The sequence below is a fragment of the Enterobacter cloacae complex sp. 382A5 genome, from assembly GCF_050031095.1.
GTDB classification, from domain to species: domain Bacteria; phylum Pseudomonadota; class Gammaproteobacteria; order Enterobacterales; family Enterobacteriaceae; genus Enterobacter; species Enterobacter cloacae.
The window spans coordinates 453,990-468,132 of record NZ_JBLGVK010000001.1 but is presented as its reverse complement, the minus strand read 5'-3'; the positions used below and the strand labels follow the sequence as shown (position 1 = coordinate 468,132).

17 protein-coding genes are annotated in these 14,143 nt (G+C 55.2%); 6 read left to right on the top strand and 11 right to left on the bottom strand.

Annotation, left to right across the window (positions count from 1 at the left end; translation table 11 throughout):
• Positions 1–77 precede the first annotated feature (77 nt).
• Positions 78–458 (bottom strand): winged helix-turn-helix transcriptional regulator, encoded by a 381-nt coding sequence (locus tag ACQG2G_RS02235; RefSeq protein ID WP_061772055.1) that lies wholly within the window; start codon positions 456–458, stop codon positions 78–80.
• An 89-nt stretch (positions 459–547) separates the two neighbouring features.
• Here ACQG2G_RS02235 and ACQG2G_RS02230 point away from each other — a divergent pair, with 89 nt between their 5' ends.
• From ACQG2G_RS02230 to ACQG2G_RS02220, 3 genes are all read left to right on the top strand, one after another.
• Positions 548–1,396 carry an SDR family oxidoreductase gene (locus ACQG2G_RS02230; protein WP_061772056.1) on the top strand — a complete coding sequence of 283 codons (849 nt, stop codon included), beginning with the start codon at positions 548–550 and terminating at the stop codon, positions 1,394–1,396.
• A gap of 81 nt (positions 1,397–1,477) precedes the next feature.
• Positions 1,478–2,302 (top strand): AraC family ligand binding domain-containing protein, encoded by an 825-nt coding sequence (locus tag ACQG2G_RS02225; protein WP_061772057.1) that lies wholly within the window; start codon positions 1,478–1,480, stop codon positions 2,300–2,302.
• Positions 2,303–2,377: 75 nt separating this feature from the next.
• On the top strand, positions 2,378–3,343 hold the full coding sequence (locus tag ACQG2G_RS02220) for a DMT family transporter (protein WP_023619710.1): 966 nt from the start codon (positions 2,378–2,380) through the stop codon (positions 3,341–3,343).
• Between the two features lie 62 nt (positions 3,344–3,405).
• On the opposite strand, the gene ACQG2G_RS02215 is transcribed toward ACQG2G_RS02220, so the two are convergent.
• Entirely contained in the window at positions 3,406–5,055 is a 1,650-nt protein-coding gene (locus ACQG2G_RS02215; protein ID WP_013095313.1) for a methyl-accepting chemotaxis protein, read from the bottom strand.
• A 244-nt stretch (positions 5,056–5,299) separates the two neighbouring features.
• On the opposite strand from ACQG2G_RS02215, the gene ytfE reads away from it, so the two are divergent.
• On the top strand, positions 5,300–5,962 hold the full coding sequence (ytfE, locus tag ACQG2G_RS02210) for an iron-sulfur cluster repair protein YtfE (RefSeq protein ID WP_020684394.1): 663 nt from the start codon (positions 5,300–5,302) through the stop codon (positions 5,960–5,962).
• A 95-nt stretch (positions 5,963–6,057) separates the two neighbouring features.
• Here the strand turns inward: ytfE and cycA are convergent, their stop codons facing one another.
• Both cycA and fklB read right to left on the bottom strand, forming a co-directional pair.
• Positions 6,058–7,467 (bottom strand): D-serine/D-alanine/glycine transporter, encoded by a 1,410-nt coding sequence (cycA, locus tag ACQG2G_RS02205; protein ID WP_013095311.1) that lies wholly within the window; start codon positions 7,465–7,467, stop codon positions 6,058–6,060.
• Positions 7,468–7,778: 311 nt separating this feature from the next.
• Positions 7,779–8,399, bottom strand: coding sequence for an FKBP-type peptidyl-prolyl cis-trans isomerase (fklB, locus tag ACQG2G_RS02200; protein WP_008502892.1), 621 nt, complete (start codon positions 8,397–8,399; stop codon positions 7,779–7,781).
• Positions 8,400–8,632: 233 nt separating this feature from the next.
• Between fklB and ACQG2G_RS02195 the strand changes: the two genes are divergently transcribed.
• On the top strand, positions 8,633–9,277 hold the full coding sequence (locus ACQG2G_RS02195; protein ID WP_062934798.1) for an OapA family protein: 645 nt from the start codon (positions 8,633–8,635) through the stop codon (positions 9,275–9,277).
• A 46-nt stretch (positions 9,278–9,323) separates the two neighbouring features.
• On the opposite strand, the gene ACQG2G_RS02190 is transcribed toward ACQG2G_RS02195, so the two are convergent.
• The 5 genes from ACQG2G_RS02190 to rpsF form a co-directional block, all read right to left on the bottom strand.
• Positions 9,324–10,253: a DMT family transporter gene (locus tag ACQG2G_RS02190; protein WP_248766738.1), complete on the bottom strand. Its 930-nt coding sequence runs from the start codon at positions 10,251–10,253 to the stop codon at positions 9,324–9,326.
• 151 nt (positions 10,254–10,404) lie between these two features.
• Positions 10,405–10,854, bottom strand: coding sequence for a 50S ribosomal protein L9 (rplI, locus tag ACQG2G_RS02185; protein ID WP_008502894.1), 450 nt, complete (start codon positions 10,852–10,854; stop codon positions 10,405–10,407).
• 41 nt (positions 10,855–10,895) lie between these two features.
• On the bottom strand, positions 10,896–11,123 hold the full coding sequence (gene rpsR / locus ACQG2G_RS02180; protein ID WP_000135199.1) for a 30S ribosomal protein S18: 228 nt from the start codon (positions 11,121–11,123) through the stop codon (positions 10,896–10,898).
• A gap of 4 nt (positions 11,124–11,127) precedes the next feature.
• Positions 11,128–11,442 (bottom strand): primosomal replication protein N, encoded by a 315-nt coding sequence (priB, locus tag ACQG2G_RS02175; protein WP_008502895.1) that lies wholly within the window; start codon positions 11,440–11,442, stop codon positions 11,128–11,130.
• A 6-nt stretch (positions 11,443–11,448) separates the two neighbouring features.
• Positions 11,449–11,844 carry a 30S ribosomal protein S6 gene (gene rpsF / locus ACQG2G_RS02170; protein ID WP_003856034.1) on the bottom strand — a complete coding sequence of 132 codons (396 nt, stop codon included), beginning with the start codon at positions 11,842–11,844 and terminating at the stop codon, positions 11,449–11,451.
• Positions 11,845–12,187: 343 nt separating this feature from the next.
• Between rpsF and yjfY the strand changes: the two genes are divergently transcribed.
• Positions 12,188–12,463 (top strand): DUF1471 family protein YjfY, encoded by a 276-nt coding sequence (yjfY, locus tag ACQG2G_RS02165; RefSeq protein WP_013095308.1) that lies wholly within the window; start codon positions 12,188–12,190, stop codon positions 12,461–12,463.
• Positions 12,464–12,603: 140 nt separating this feature from the next.
• Here the strand turns inward: yjfY and ACQG2G_RS02160 are convergent, their stop codons facing one another.
• Complete coding sequence (locus ACQG2G_RS02160) at positions 12,604–13,290, bottom strand: L-ribulose-5-phosphate 4-epimerase (RefSeq protein ID WP_013095307.1); 687 nt, start codon at positions 13,288–13,290, stop codon at positions 12,604–12,606.
• Positions 13,283–14,143, bottom strand: a complete 861-nt coding sequence (locus tag ACQG2G_RS02155; RefSeq protein ID WP_013095306.1) for an L-ribulose-5-phosphate 3-epimerase — start codon at positions 14,141–14,143, stop codon at positions 13,283–13,285. Before ACQG2G_RS02155 ends, ACQG2G_RS02160 begins: the two co-directional genes overlap by 8 nt.

Genomic DNA, 14,143 nt, shown 5'->3' with positions numbered 1-14,143 from the left:
GTAAAAAATTACTGGGGAACCCTCAGCCCTGTGGGAGAGGGTTAGAGTGAGGGCATCAGACCGCACATTCCCGGCTATTACGCTGCCCGCTCATCCCGGTTCGCCATTACTTTTGGCGTATTCACCTCTATCCAATCCGCCAGCGCTGCCACTTTCTCGCTCACCTCTACGCCAAGCTGCGTCAGGCTATACTCAACGTGCGGCGGTACAACAGGATACGAAACGCGATCGACAAAACCGTCATGCTCCAGTGCCTGCAGCGACTGGGCCAGCATCTTCTCGCTCACGCCGCCCATTTTACGGCGCAGATCGCTGAAGCGGTGCGTTCCCTCACGTAGCGCCACCAGGATCAGAACCCCCCAGCGGCTGGTGACATGTTTGAGCACCTCTCTGGACGGGCACTGCTCCGCGAAGAGATTGCCATCGCGTATTTGTTCGCTGAGTGTCGGTATCGTCATTTAATACTTACCTTTTTGTACGTACTTACTAAAAGTTAGTTATGGTGCTAGTGTGCCACAACACCAGACAAACACGAAGGAGATTGATCATGATCGCGATTACCGGCGCTACCGGCCAGCTTGGCCGCCTCGTTATCGAACAGCTGTTAAAAACCGTCCCGGCAAACCAGATTGTCGCCATTGTGCGTAACCCGGCGAAAGCGGAAGCCCTGAGCCAGCAGGGTATTATGGTTCGTCAGGGCGATTACACCGACCAGGCCGCGTTGACCACGGCGCTGAAGGGTGTGGAGAAACTGCTGCTGATCTCATCCAGCGAAGTGGGTCAGCGCGCCACGCAGCACCAGAACGTCATCAACGCTGCCAAAGCGGCTGGCGTGACATTTATCGCCTACACCAGCCTGCTGCATGCGGATAACTCACCGCTGGGCCTGCACGTTGAGCATGTTGCTACGGAAAAAGCGCTGGCAACATCCGACATTCCTTATGCCCTGCTGCGCAACGGCTGGTATACCGAAAACTATCTGGCGAGCGCGCCGCCTGCGCTGGAACACGGCGTGTTTATCGGTGCCGCAGGTGAAGGCAAAATCGCCTCAGCCACCCGTGCGGATTACGCGGCGGCGGCGGCAAAAGTGGTTTCGGAAGAGGGCCACGCTGGCAAGGTCTATGAACTGGCAGGCGACAGCGCGTGGACGCTGAGCGAACTGGCGGCTGAACTGAGCAAGCAGAGCGGTAAACCGGTGGTTTATCAGAACATGAGCGAAGCGGATTTCGCCGCTGCGCTGAAGAGTGTCGGCCTGCCTGCCGGGCTGGCGGATATGCTGGCGGACTCTGATGTGGGCGCATCTAAAGGCGGGCTCTTTGACGATAGCCATACGCTGAGCAAACTGATTGGGCGACCAACGACCTCTCTGGCGGAGAGCGTCAAGGCCATCCTGTAATTGTTACGGATTGGTTATTTTTTGTGGCATCCCCTCGGGTCATCTCTGATAATGAAGCGATGACCCACGAGGAGGCTCACCGTGCAAGGCGTACCGGAACAATTTAGCGATGAGAGAGACAGCGCGCGCTTTCGCCATCTGGCGCAGTTGCCGGGTCTGGAACTTTATCACGCGCATATCGCTGACTACGCCTTTGAGCCTCACACGCACGAAGCCTTCGGCATCGGCACCATCGAAACCGGTGCCGAGCGCTTTCGCTATCGCGGTACTCAGCACCTGGCCGCTGAAAAATCCGTTGTCACCATGAACCCGGACGAGATCCACACCGGTGAATCGGCCGCCGAAGGCGGCTGGCGCTACCGGATGGTCTACATCGAACCCGCTTTACTGGAAGAGGTGACTGGCCTGCGCCACTGGTGGTTCAGCGACGTGACCCGCCACGACCCGCTGCGTTCGCAGCAAATCGGCCAGCTGATCTACGGCCTGTGGCATACCCAGGACCCGCTTGCGCAAAAAGGACTGCTGCTGGATCTGATTGAGACCTTCCAACCGTTGGCCCATCACGCCCCAATAATTAAGGAAGGCGCGCACCGGTTCGAACGGGTACGCGAATATCTGCACGACAACTACATGCACGCCGTGACGCTGGACGAGTTGGCCAACGTGGTTTCTCTCAGCCCTTACCATTTTCAGCGCCAGTTTAAAGCCCATTTCCACGTCACGCCGCACCAGATGCTGATGGCTATTCGCCTGTGGCGCGCCAAAGGCTTCCTTACGCACGGCATGCCCGCCGCCGAAGTGGCCGCCGCGACCGGGCTGACCGACCAGTCGCATTTAACCCGCGCGTTTACCCGCCGCTACGGGATTACGCCCGTCCGCTACCAGAAACAAGTTATCGGGCGCTGATGCGCAATCTCATACAATACGCGCGCAATCCCCCTTTCTACACTGAGTACAAAGTCAATTGATGTGGATGGAATAATGATTAGTGGCGTGTTGTATGCCCTGCTGGCAGGGCTGATGTGGGGGCTGATTTTTGTCGGCCCGCTGATTGTGCCCGAGTATCCGGCGGCCCTGCAGTCAACCGGACGCTATCTGGCGCTGGGGCTGATTGCCCTGCCGCTGGCCTGGCTCGGTCGTACGCGTTTACGTCAGCTCAACCGCCAGGACTGGATGACCGCGCTGGCGCTGACCATGATGGGCAACCTTATCTATTACGTCTGCCTGGCGAGCGCCATTCAGCGTACCGGCGCGCCGGTATCGACCATGATTATCGGCACGCTGCCTGTCGTTATCCCCGTCTTTGCGAACCTGCTGTACAGCCAGCGCGATGGCAAACTGGCATGGTCAAAAATGGTACCCGCGCTGATCTGCACGGGCGTCGGGCTGGTCTGTGTGAATATTGCCGAGCTTCGCCACGGGCTCGCTGATTTCAGCGTCTGGCGTTACGGTTCGGGGATCGGTTTAGCGTTTATTTCCGTCGCCTGCTGGGCCTGGTATGCCCTGCGTAACGCGCGATGGTTGCGGGAGAACCCGGATAAACATCCGATGATGTGGGCAACGGCACAGGCGCTGGTGACGCTGCCGGTCTCGCTGGTGGGCTATGCCGGGGCGTGCCTCTGGTCTGCGCAGCAACAACCGGACTTCGCCCTCCCTTTCGGGCCGCGGCCGTGGGTCTTTGTCGGGCTGATGATCGCTATCGCTGTGCTCTGTTCCTGGGTGGGTGCGCTGTGCTGGAATATCGCCAGCCAGAAACTGCCCACGGTGATCTTAGGGCCGCTGATTGTCTTCGAAACGCTGGCCGGGTTGCTGTACACCTTCCTGATGCGCCAGAGCGTACCGCCGCTGTTAACGGCCTGTGGAATAGTGCTGCTGGTGATGGGGGTAGTGATGGCGGTAAGAGCGAAGCCGGAAAAACCGATGGTCGTTCCGGCGTCGGAGATGTGAGGCGTTTGCAGGGCCTGCAAAAACGTAGGCCCGGTCAGGCGTAGCCGCCTCCGGGCAAGCTTTTAAAACGTTTCCCAGTTGGCTTCAGACGCAGAAGCGACGGGCTGCGCTTTTGGCGCATAGGTTTTCGCCGGAGCCGCCTTCACCGCCTGGCTGCGGGCAATTTTAAACACCGCCACCGCGTCGTTCAGGCGTGCCGCCTGGTCTTCCAGCGCGGCCGCTGCGGCCGCAGACTCTTCCACCAGCGAGGCGTTCTGTTGGGTAACACGATCCATCTCTGCCACCGCCTGGCCCACCTGGTCGATCCCGCGGCTCTGCTCATCAGACGCAGAGGCAATTTCACCCATAATGTCGGTGACGCGAGTAACAGCGTTAACAATCTCCGCCATAGTGGCCCCGGCTTCGTTCACCAGTTGCGAGCCTGCGTTAACTCGCTCACCAGAGTCATCAATCAGCGCTTTAATCTCTTTCGCCGCCTGGGCGCTGCGCTGAGCGAGCGTACGCACTTCTCCGGCTACCACCGCAAAGCCACGCCCCTGCTCACCTGCGCGCGCCGCTTCAACTGCCGCGTTAAGAGCCAGGATGTTCGTCTGGAAGGCAATGCCGTCAATGACATTGGTAATTTGCGCAATTTTGCTGGAACTGGTGGCGATTTCGTCCATTGTGCGCACCACGCCTTCTACAACGTTACCGCCCTTCTTCGCCGTTGAAGAGGCATCAAGCGCCAGACGGGAAGCCTGACGGGCATTGTCGGCGTTTTGTTTCACCGTTGCCGTCAGCTGCTCCATGCTGGCAGCCGTCTCTTCCAGCGAGGCAGCCTGCTGCTCGGTACGGGAAGAGAGATCGTTACTGCCCGCAGAGATTTCCCCCGCACCGGTGTAAATGGTATCCGCACCTTCACGAACCACGCCCACGGTGTTTGCCAGCGCGGTTTGCATCTCCTGGACGTTTTGCGCCAGCACGGCCATCTCGTTTTTACCCTCTGCATGGATCGGCTGGGTTAAATCACCGGCGGCAATGGCGCGGATATGACTTATCACATCCTGCAGCGGCAACAGCAGCACGCGGCGCATGGCAATCCAGCTGGAGATAATCACGATAATTACCAACAGCATGACCGCAGAGAGGATCCACAGGATACGCTTGTAATCACTTTCGTTATCTTTGATCCCTTTATCCGTAAGTACGGCCTGGGCTTCACGCCATTCCCGGTAAACGTTTTGCATCGCGGTCTGTTTCTGCTCTGCATTCTGCTTGAACATCTCTTCCAGATTGCCCTGAGAGAGCAAAACGTTCATTTGGGTCAGCGTCGCGGAGTAATTGCGGTACTGCTCTTCCAGGCGATTCGCCAGGTTGGGATCCAGCCCTGGGGTATTCGGCAAAGCATAGTATTTGTCGTAATGAGACTGGGCATTGGCCAGCAGGTTTTTCGCCGTGTTTACCAGCTCATTGAGCTGTCCGCCGTTAATCTGCGATGCCATGCTGCTTTGCAGACGCAGCATGCCGCGGTTCAGGGTGACGCGCGCCTGGTTCAGGCTGATCCATGCATCGGTAAACTCCGCCACGTTCTTGCTGGATAGCTGCGACACGGTGAAATTGTCTTTATCGTTATTCAGCGCGTTGATAAAGATACCGGCGGAAACGAGTTGCATGATGCCGAGCACAAGCAGCACCGAAATCAAAAGGGTAATGACTTTTATACGTTTAAACATGCGTTGCCTTTGTAATATGCAGGTTTGTCTGACGTGGATATATCGGCAGGCGCGGCGGGTTGTTTACTGTTTCTCCACGTTAAAAAAGTTTCTAAAGTTATTTTCTGCATTCATTCAGTGAGTTAAACACGCTAATTTTTTGTGACTTACATCTCATTTTCACCCTTGCCTCTAAAGGGTTATAGCGCCGCCTTAAAGATGCATTTAATATGCATCTTATATTCTTGATGATGAGGTAACTGCTATGGCCTTCCGCGACCAACCACTCGGCGAGCTGGCGCTCTCCATCCCTCGCGCTTCTGCGCTGTTTCGTAAATACGACATGGATTACTGCTGCGGCGGTAAGCAAACTCTGGCACGTGCTGCCTCGCGCAAAGAGCTGGATGTAGAGGTTATTGAAGCGGAGCTGGCCCTGCTGGCAGAGCAACCCATCGACAAAGAGTGGCGCACGGCCCCGCTTGCCGAAATCATCGACCACATTATCGTGCGTTACCACGACCGCCACCGTGAACAACTGCCGGAGCTGATCCTGCAGGCCACCAAAGTGGAGCGCGTTCATGCCGACAAGCCTTCCGTGCCGCGCGGCCTGGCGAAATACCTGACCATGCTGCATGAAGAACTCACCAGCCACATGATGAAAGAAGAGCAGATCCTCTTCCCGATGATTAAACAGGGAATGGGCAGCCAGGCGATGGGGCCAATTAGCGTGATGGAAAGCGAACATGACGACGCGGGTGAACTGCTGGAAGTCATCAAACACACGACCAATAACGTCACGCCGCCGCCAGAAGCCTGCACCACATGGAAAGCGATGTACAACGGCATTAACGAGATGATCGATGACCTGATGGAACACATCAGTCTTGAGAATAACGTTCTGTTCCCGCGTGCATTAGCGGGTGAATAAAAAGGCCAATGAAGCCTGATGCCCTCACCCCGGCCCTCTCCCACGGGGAGAGGGTGCAAAAACTAAAAACGGCAACCGAAGTTGCCGTTTTGCTTTTACCTTACGCCTGCCATTCGTTTCTTACCAATGAACAGCCAGCCCAATCCCAGGGCAATGAACCACAGCGGCGTGACGATCAGCGCCTGACGGGTGTCATCTTCCAGCGTCAGCAGAACCAGAACGAACGCGAAGAACGCCATGCACACCCAGCACATCAGCTTGCCCAGCGGCATCTTATAGATCGATTTCTCATGCAGATGCGGACGCTGTTTACGATACACCAGGTACGAACAAAGGATGATCGTCCAGACGAACATAAACAGGATCGCCGAAACGGTGGTGATCATGGTGAACGCACCGATAACGCTCGGGTTTACGTAGAGCATTACCACCCCACCCAACAGGCACATGCAGGAGAACGTCAGCCCTTTCGCCGGAACAGCACGCTTAGAGAGCTTCGCGAACGCGCTCGGCGCAACGCCTTCCTGCGCCAGGCCAAACAGCATGCGGCTGGTTGAGAACACTCCGCTGTTCGCCGATGACGCTGCAGATGTCAGCACCACGAAGTTAATCAGGCTCGCTGCCGCAGGCAGTCCCACCAGCACGAACAGTTCAACAAATGGGCTCTTGCTTGGCACAACCGAGCTCCACGGCGTCACGGACATAATAATGATCAACGCAAAGACGTAGAACATGATGATACGAACCGGAATGGAGTTGATTGCACGCGGCAGGGATTTTTCCGGGTCTTTGGTTTCCGCAGCGGTGGTTCCGACAAGTTCAATCCCCACAAAGGCAAATACCGCAATCTGGAAGCCGGCAAAGAAGCCGCTGATGCCTTTCGGGAACCAGCCGCCGTCATTCCACAGATGGGTAAACGAAGCCTGTACGCCGGTTGGCGACTGGAAGTGCGTCAGCACCATTACCAGGCCCACCACAATCAGCGCCACAATAGCGACAATCTTGATCATCGCGAACCAGAACTCCATCTCACCGAACATCTTAACGGTGGCGAGGTTGAGGCTCAGCAGCAGAACAATCACCGCCAGCGAGGCGACCCAGTCCGACAGCCCCGGGAACCAGAACTGCGCATAGGCAGTAATGGCGACGACATCCGCCATGCCGGTTACGACCCAGCAGAACCAGTAGGTCCAGCCGGTGAAATAACCCGCCCAGGGACCGAGCAGGTCGGAAGCAAAATCGCTGAAAGATTTGTATTCGAGGTTGGAGAGCAGCAATTCACCCATTGCACGCATCACAAAAAAGAGCATAAAACCGATGATCATATAAACGAAAATGATCGACGGCCCGGCAAGACTGATGGTTTTGCCTGAGCCCATAAACAGCCCGGTACCGATGGCACCCCCGATGGCGATAAGCTGAATATGACGGTTTGTGAGATTGCGCCGTAGCGACTGTTCAGACGTCGCCTCTTCTGTCGCGGCGACTTTGACCTGATCTACCATGTAATTTTCCTGTTTATGCCTGTCTGTGTTGTTAAGGCTCTACTGGCCTTTAAAAACGTCAAATAAATGACGGTCCCTTTGTAAGGGTTTATCGATATTAGGTAAGAATCGGCGGGATGAATACTATGATTTAGATATTATGTTAATAATATGTTGGAAGTGAGTGTCATATCACTCATACAGCGCGAAACAGCTCACAAAAATACACGCAACAGTTTCGTTTGCAAGATAAAATATTGATTCCGTCGTAACTATAGGTTTTAACACTATTTTCCTCTCCCCGGACGGAGAGAGGAAATAAGAAAAGCCGATTACAGGATTTCCAGCAGCTCGACTTCAAACACCAGGGTGCTGAATGGTGGGATGGACGCGCCAGCGCCACGCTCACCGTACGCCAGGTTGTGTGGGATAGTCAGTTCCCATTTGGAGCCGACTGGCATCAGGGTCAGAGCCTCAATCCAGCCTGCGATAACGCCGTTAACCGGGAATTCAGCCGGTTCGCCGCGTGCAACAGAGCTGTCGAACACGGTACCGTCGATCAGTTTACCGGTGTAGTGCACACGAACGTGGTCAGTGCGTGCCGGGATAGCGCCGTCGCCCTGGTTGATCACGCGGAACTGCAGGCCAGACTCGGTGCTGTTCACGCCTTCACGCTCACGGTTCTCTTCCAGATATTTCACGCCTTCTGCCGCCATCTCTTCGAAGCGTGCGCGACGCACAGCGTCCGCACGTTCGTGGATTTCACGCAGCGCACGGTGCACAACATCAACCGGAACGGCTGGCTGTTTGCCTTCCAGCGCGTCAGCGATACCCGCCACCAGCGCTTCTGGTAACAGACCTTCCAGGCCGGATTCGCTCAGTTGCTGTCCTACCTGCAAGCCGATACCGTAACTTGCCTGCGCTTCGATAGTGTCAAAAGTCGGGGTGGTCATGGGTTTTCCTTCCATCACATTTAAAGTAGCGGGCAGCATAGCAGCCATGCCCTTATGGGTAAAACTTTGTCTGAAGTTAAGGTGACAAACTGCGACGAAACAGAAACAATAGAGGTAACCAGGATTAATCCCGAATGGATGTCACGGATGTCGGGTTTGCTACGCCGTTCAGGCAGTTAGCGAACTATACTTCGGAGCACAGGATAAAAAAGACGCGGAGCAGGAGGAGAGCCATGCCCGGGCGATTTGAACTGAAACCTACCCTGGCGAAAATCTGGCATGCGCCGGACAATTTTCGCATTATGGACCCGCTACCTCCTCTGCATCGCAGAGGGATTATCATAGGCGCGCTGCTGGTGATCGTCGGTTTCCTGCTCCCTTCTGGCGGCGATGATGTCGACACCGCACCGGTCACCCGCAATGCGCAACTGGATCTTCAGTCACAAACGCGCCCGCAGCCTGATGCGCAGCCCATGCAGACACAGCTTGTGACGCCGTCTAACGATCCGGGACAGGTTGCACCGGTTGAGCCAGAGCCTATTCAGGAAGAACAGCCGCAGGAGCAGGCCGCAGCCCCATCTGAACCCCAGACGCAGCAGCCAACCGGCATTGAGCAGCAATGGCGTTCCTACCGCGTGGAGGCGGGCAAAACACTTGCCCAGCTGTTCCGCGACCATAACCTGCCGCCAACCGATGTCTATGCGATGGCCCAGGTAGAAGGTGCGGGCAAGCCGCTCAGTAACCTGCAGAACGGCCAGATGGTGCAGATCCGCCAGAATGCCAGCGGCGTGGTCACCGGGCTAACGATTGATACGGGTAATGGCCAACAGGTGCTGTTTACCCGCCAGCCAGACGGCAGTTTTATCAGAGCACGGTAATGGCGTAGGCCGGGTAAGGCGAAGCCGCCACCCGGCACTTTTGTTCTCAGGCACTCCGTTTATTCACCCACCAGATCCCCGAGCAGACCAGCACCAGCGCAATCGCGTATTTAATATCAAGGATGTTTTCGCCGAGGAAAATAGCGGACAGTACCGTCCCGGCGACGGGAATCACAAAGTTGAACGGGGCAATCATACTGACGCGGTTCACTTTCAGTAGCGCGCTCCACAGGGCGAAGGCGACGGATGAGAGCAACGTCAGATACCCTAATACCGCCACCGCGGTAAGGCTATGCACCTCCAGCGTCCCGCCCGTTGCATATCCCCCTGCCACCAGCGCAAGACCACCAATGCCCAGCTGCCAGCCGGTCATCACCGTGGGATCAACCGTCTGGGAAATCCGTTTGCCGTAAAGCGTGGCGGCGGAGAGGATGAACGCCGCCAGCACCACAAACCCGTCGCCATTCCAGACAAAGCGGAAATCACGAATACCACTGTGGAAATTCACCAGCATCACCCCTGCAAACCCCAGAATACAGCCCAGCGTTTTGTTATAGCTGAGCTTGTCGTTGTGGTAGATAAAATGCGCCAGCAGTACGCTGAAGAATGTGCCGGTGGCGTTCATGATCGAGCCATTAACGCCCGTGGTGTATGCCAGCCCGATATAAAAGAAGGTGTACTGAATGGTGGTCTGCGTCAGTCCCAGGATCGTAAGCTGGCCAAACTGCGTGGGCGTGAGCCTGGCGATGGGTTTACGCTGTGCCAGCGCAAACAGCAGCAGCAATGCTCCGGCAAACAGAAAACGGTATCCGGCAAAGACGACTTTTGACGGGATATCATCGGTTGCGATCTGAAAGAGTTCATAGCCACTTTTAATGGCCGGGTAAGAGCTACCCCAGAGCAGACAGCAGAGTGTGGCGCAGGCGTAGGCCACATTGCGACGGGCAAAGACAGGCGTAGACAGAGCGGTTTCCATGGCAAATCTCAAAGATAAAATTGCGTTTCATTTTATTATCAGAGAATGCGTCAGGAATCGCGACCATACAAGCTAAAAGAGAGGTTCGTCAGGTTTTAAAAAGCAAAACGCCGGCACAAGGCCGGCGCTTCGACGCGAGCAGAGTAAAAAATTACTCAGCTACAACGTTAACAACCAGTTTAGCGAACACTTCGCTGTGAACCTGGAAGTCAACTTCGTGCTCACCAGTGGTACGCAGAACGCCGTTCGGCAGACGAACTTCGCTCTTAGCCACTTTAACGCCTGCTGCAGAAACTGCATCAGCGATATCGCGGGTACCGATGGAACCGAACAGTTTACCTTCGTCGCCAGCTTTGGAAGCGATGGTAACAGTGCCCAGTGCGTTGATTGCTTCAGCGCGAGCGTTAGCAGCCGCCAGAACGTCAGCCAGTTTGGCTTCCAGTTCAGCACGACGTGCTTCGAAAAACTCTACGTTTTTCTTGGTAGCAGGAACAGCTTTGCCCTGTGGAACCAGGAAGTTACGAGCGTAGCCCGCTTTAACGTTTACCTGATCACCCAGGCTGCCCAGGTTTGCTACTTTATCAAGCAGAATAACTTGCATTACCTTATCCTCTTAAAGTCGTATTAATGGACCGTGCCCGATTACTGATGACGATCAGTGTACGGCAGCAGAGACAGGTAGCGAGCGCGTTTGATAGCGCGAGCCAGCTGACGCTGGTATTTTGCACGAGTACCGGTGATACGGCTTGGGACAATCTTACCGCTTTCGGTGATGTAGTTTTTCAGCGTTGCGATATCTTTATAGTCGATCTCTTGAACGCCTTCCGCGGTGAAACGGCAGAACTTGCGACGACGGAAATAACGTGCCATATGGCTAGTCTCCAGAATCTATCAAATCAATCTGCTCGGCATGCAGAACCATTTTGCTCAGACCGTTCTTTGCCTTGTGGCAAGAGATGAACCCCTGAACGATTACTGCACTACCGACCGTTAAACTGTGAGTAATGGCCTGGTTTTCGTGTCCGCTAATGATAACGGGCATTTGGCACCACGCCTGCCGGTGAAACCCGGCTTCCTCTTGCACAGAACGATGCTCAAGCACGAACTGGCAATGCGGAATTCCTGATGGACTGACCTTTCGAAGGGGAGCCCTGCATACGATGCCGGACAACGCCAGACGGTTGGTCATCAGAAATTACTCTTCAGAATCCCCAGCATCAGAATCATCTGCGGTTTCGTTTGCGAAATCATCGCGACGCTCACGGCGCTCGTCTTTCGCTTTAACCATCGGAGATGCTTCGGTAACTGCGTGTTTGGTACGCATAACCATGCTGCGGATAACGGCATCGTTGAAGCGGAAGGTAGTTTCCAGCTCATCGATCACTTCCTGCGGAGCTTCAACGTTCATCAGAACGTAGTGTGCTTTGTGCAGTTTGTTGATCGGGTAAGCCAGCTGACGGCGGCCCCAGTCTTCCAGACGGTGGATCGTACCTTCTGCACCAGTGATGGCAGCAGAGTAACGCTCGATCATACCCGGAACCTGTTCGCTCTGGTCAGGATGGACCATAAAAACGATTTCGTAATGACGCATCGAATTGCTCCTTACGGATTATTCAGCCTCCTGTCTGGGTCAGCCGAGGCCCGGGGAGGCAAGGAACGTGTTAAAGGTCGGCTGAAAAATTGACGCGTCATAATACTTGCGCCCCCCAGGAAACTCAAGCTGATTGCACAAATAATTCGCACAAACCGCAAAGCTGGTCTAAGTGGGTGATTTAAAATTAACCACATCAGGAAGCGTTGTTTTTTTGAACAACTGCATCAGAAATGGTCACGCATCCTCGCCGGATAAGTGATTACACTTTAATCAGAGACCATATAAATACCGGAGGGGAGCAAACAACCGTCTCACAGCACGCAGTCGTGGAGCGCATATCATGAAAAAAATCGCAATTGCCGTAATGGCTGCGCTTTTGCTCAGTGCAAACGCGATGGCAGCCATCAAGATAGACAGCCGACAGGCCAGAAACATGGATGATGTGCAGAGCTTAGGCGTTATTTACATCAATCACCATTTCGCCACAGAGAGCGAAGCAGATCAGGCGCTTAATAAAGAAACCGATGCTCAGGGGGCAAATTACTACCACGTTATTCTGATGCGTGAGCCCGGCAGCAACGGCAACATGCACGCCAGTGCAGATATTTACCGATAACGCTTTGACGCTAGCACCAGGAAAGCCAACAAAAAGAATATAGCCATCGTTTTACTTGCCCCCTGCCCGGGGGCTTTTTTTTATGAATGGCTCTGAAATACCACCGGTTACAACTGTTTTCGGTATTCCAGAGCACTTATTCACTTCTGTCCGTAATAGGCGTTTGGACCGTGCTTGCGCATGAAATGCTTGTTCATCAGGTAATCATCAATGCCCTGAAGCTGTGGGTTGATGCCGCGAGCAATCCACGCCATGCGTGCCACCTCCTCCATGACTACCGCGTTATGGACAGCGTCATGCGCATCTTTTCCCCAGGCGAACGGACCGTGCTGATAGACCACAATGCCCGGCGTATGCAGCGGTTCGCTCTCACCCAGCGTTTCGATAATGACGTTGCCAGTGTTGAGCTCGTACTCGCCTTCCACTTCTGTCTGCGTGAGTGCCCGCGTGCACGGAATGTCACCAAAGAAGTAGTCCGCATGCGTGGTTCCCAGAGCCGGAATGGCCCGCCCCGCCTGCGCCCAGGCTGTGGCATGCGTAGAGTGCGTATGCACTACGCCGCCCAGAGAAGGGTAACGCCGGTAGAGCGCCAGATGGGTGGCTGTGTCTGAAGAAGGGCGCCATTTGCCGTCGACAACGTTACCCTCAAGATCAACCACCACCATATCGTCAGGGCTCATGGCGTCATATGCCACGCCGCTAGGCTTAATCACTACGAGTCCCTGCTCTCGGTCGATAGCACTGACGTTTCCCCAGGTGAAGGTCACCAGCCCATAGCGCGGGAGATCCATATTAGCGTCAAAGACCTGCTGCTTAAGCTTAAGCATATTCAGCCTCCAGTAAGCCGGCCCGTGCCATACGTTCCCGTACCCAGTCGCGAGCGTTAGCCACTTCACCTGCCGGGTCATCTGACGTTTCGCTCCACATCTCAATCAGGTAAGGTCCGCAATACCCCGCCTGTTTGAGCGTCTGGAAGCACCGTTCGAAATCCACCACCCCGGTGCCGAACGGAACGTTTTTGAATACCCCAGGACGCGTATCTTTGACATGAACCGCGACGATATGGCCCATCCCCGCCAGCAGTTCCATTTGTACGTCGTTATCCCACGCCGACAGGTTGCCGATATCAGGATAGAGCTGGAACCACGGATTGTTCAGGTAATGCGCGTAGCCCAACGCCTTGCTGATCGAGTTCATTAACGGATAGTCCATGATCTCCATCGCCAGCGTCACCTGCGCGCGGCTAGCCATTTCAACGCTCTCTTTCAGGCCATCACGAAAACGACGACGCGTTTCGTCATTGGCTTCCTGATAGTAAACGTCATACCCCGCAAGCTGTATCACGCGAATACCCACATCCTGCGCAAAACGAATGGCTTTACGCATGATCTCCAGCCCCTGCGCGCGCACCGTATCATCTTCACTGCCAAGCGGAAAACGGCGGTGGGCACTGAGGCACATAGACGGCACGCGCACGCCCGTTTCGGCGACCGCACTCACCAGCGCCAGACGCTGCTCCTGGCTCCAGTCGAGGCGAGAAAGACGTTCATCGGTCTCATCCACGGACATTTCGACAAAATCGAAGCCCAACTGTTTCGCCAGTTTCAGCCGCTCCAGCCAGCACTCCCCCGCAGGGAGTGCCTTTTCATAGATGCCAAGCGGGACCTGTTTAGACAACAT

Bases quoted from the DNA above. Each gene is read 5' to 3' on its own strand.
- ACQG2G_RS02235 (WP_061772055.1), bottom strand. From the start codon at position 458: ATGACGATACCGACACTCAGCGAACAAATACGCGATGGCAATCTCTTC.
- ACQG2G_RS02230 (WP_061772056.1), top strand. From the start codon at position 548: ATGATCGCGATTACCGGCGCTACCGGCCAGCTTGGCCGCCTCGTTATC.
- ACQG2G_RS02220 (WP_023619710.1), top strand. From the start codon at position 2,378: ATGATTAGTGGCGTGTTGTATGCCCTGCTGGCAGGGCTGATGTGGGGG.
- ACQG2G_RS02215 (WP_013095313.1), bottom strand. From the start codon at position 5,055: ATGTTTAAACGTATAAAAGTCATTACCCTTTTGATTTCGGTGCTGCTT.
- ytfE (WP_020684394.1), top strand. From the start codon at position 5,300: ATGGCCTTCCGCGACCAACCACTCGGCGAGCTGGCGCTCTCCATCCCT.
- cycA (WP_013095311.1), bottom strand. From the start codon at position 7,467: ATGGTAGATCAGGTCAAAGTCGCCGCGACAGAAGAGGCGACGTCTGAA.
- fklB (WP_008502892.1), bottom strand. From the start codon at position 8,399: ATGACCACCCCGACTTTTGACACTATCGAAGCGCAGGCAAGTTACGGT.
- ACQG2G_RS02195 (WP_062934798.1), top strand. From the start codon at position 8,633: ATGCCCGGGCGATTTGAACTGAAACCTACCCTGGCGAAAATCTGGCAT.
- ACQG2G_RS02190 (WP_248766738.1), bottom strand. From the start codon at position 10,253: ATGGAAACCGCTCTGTCTACGCCTGTCTTTGCCCGTCGCAATGTGGCC.
- rplI (WP_008502894.1), bottom strand. From the start codon at position 10,854: ATGCAAGTTATTCTGCTTGATAAAGTAGCAAACCTGGGCAGCCTGGGT.
- rpsR (WP_000135199.1), bottom strand. From the start codon at position 11,123: ATGGCACGTTATTTCCGTCGTCGCAAGTTCTGCCGTTTCACCGCGGAA.
- priB (WP_008502895.1), bottom strand. From the start codon at position 11,442: ATGACCAACCGTCTGGCGTTGTCCGGCATCGTATGCAGGGCTCCCCTT.
- rpsF (WP_003856034.1), bottom strand. From the start codon at position 11,844: ATGCGTCATTACGAAATCGTTTTTATGGTCCATCCTGACCAGAGCGAA.
- yjfY (WP_013095308.1), top strand. From the start codon at position 12,188: ATGAAAAAAATCGCAATTGCCGTAATGGCTGCGCTTTTGCTCAGTGCA.
- ACQG2G_RS02160 (WP_013095307.1), bottom strand. From the start codon at position 13,290: ATGCTTAAGCTTAAGCAGCAGGTCTTTGACGCTAATATGGATCTCCCG.
- ACQG2G_RS02155 (WP_013095306.1), bottom strand. From the start codon at position 14,143: ATGTTGTCTAAACAGGTCCCGCTTGGCATCTATGAAAAGGCACTCCCT.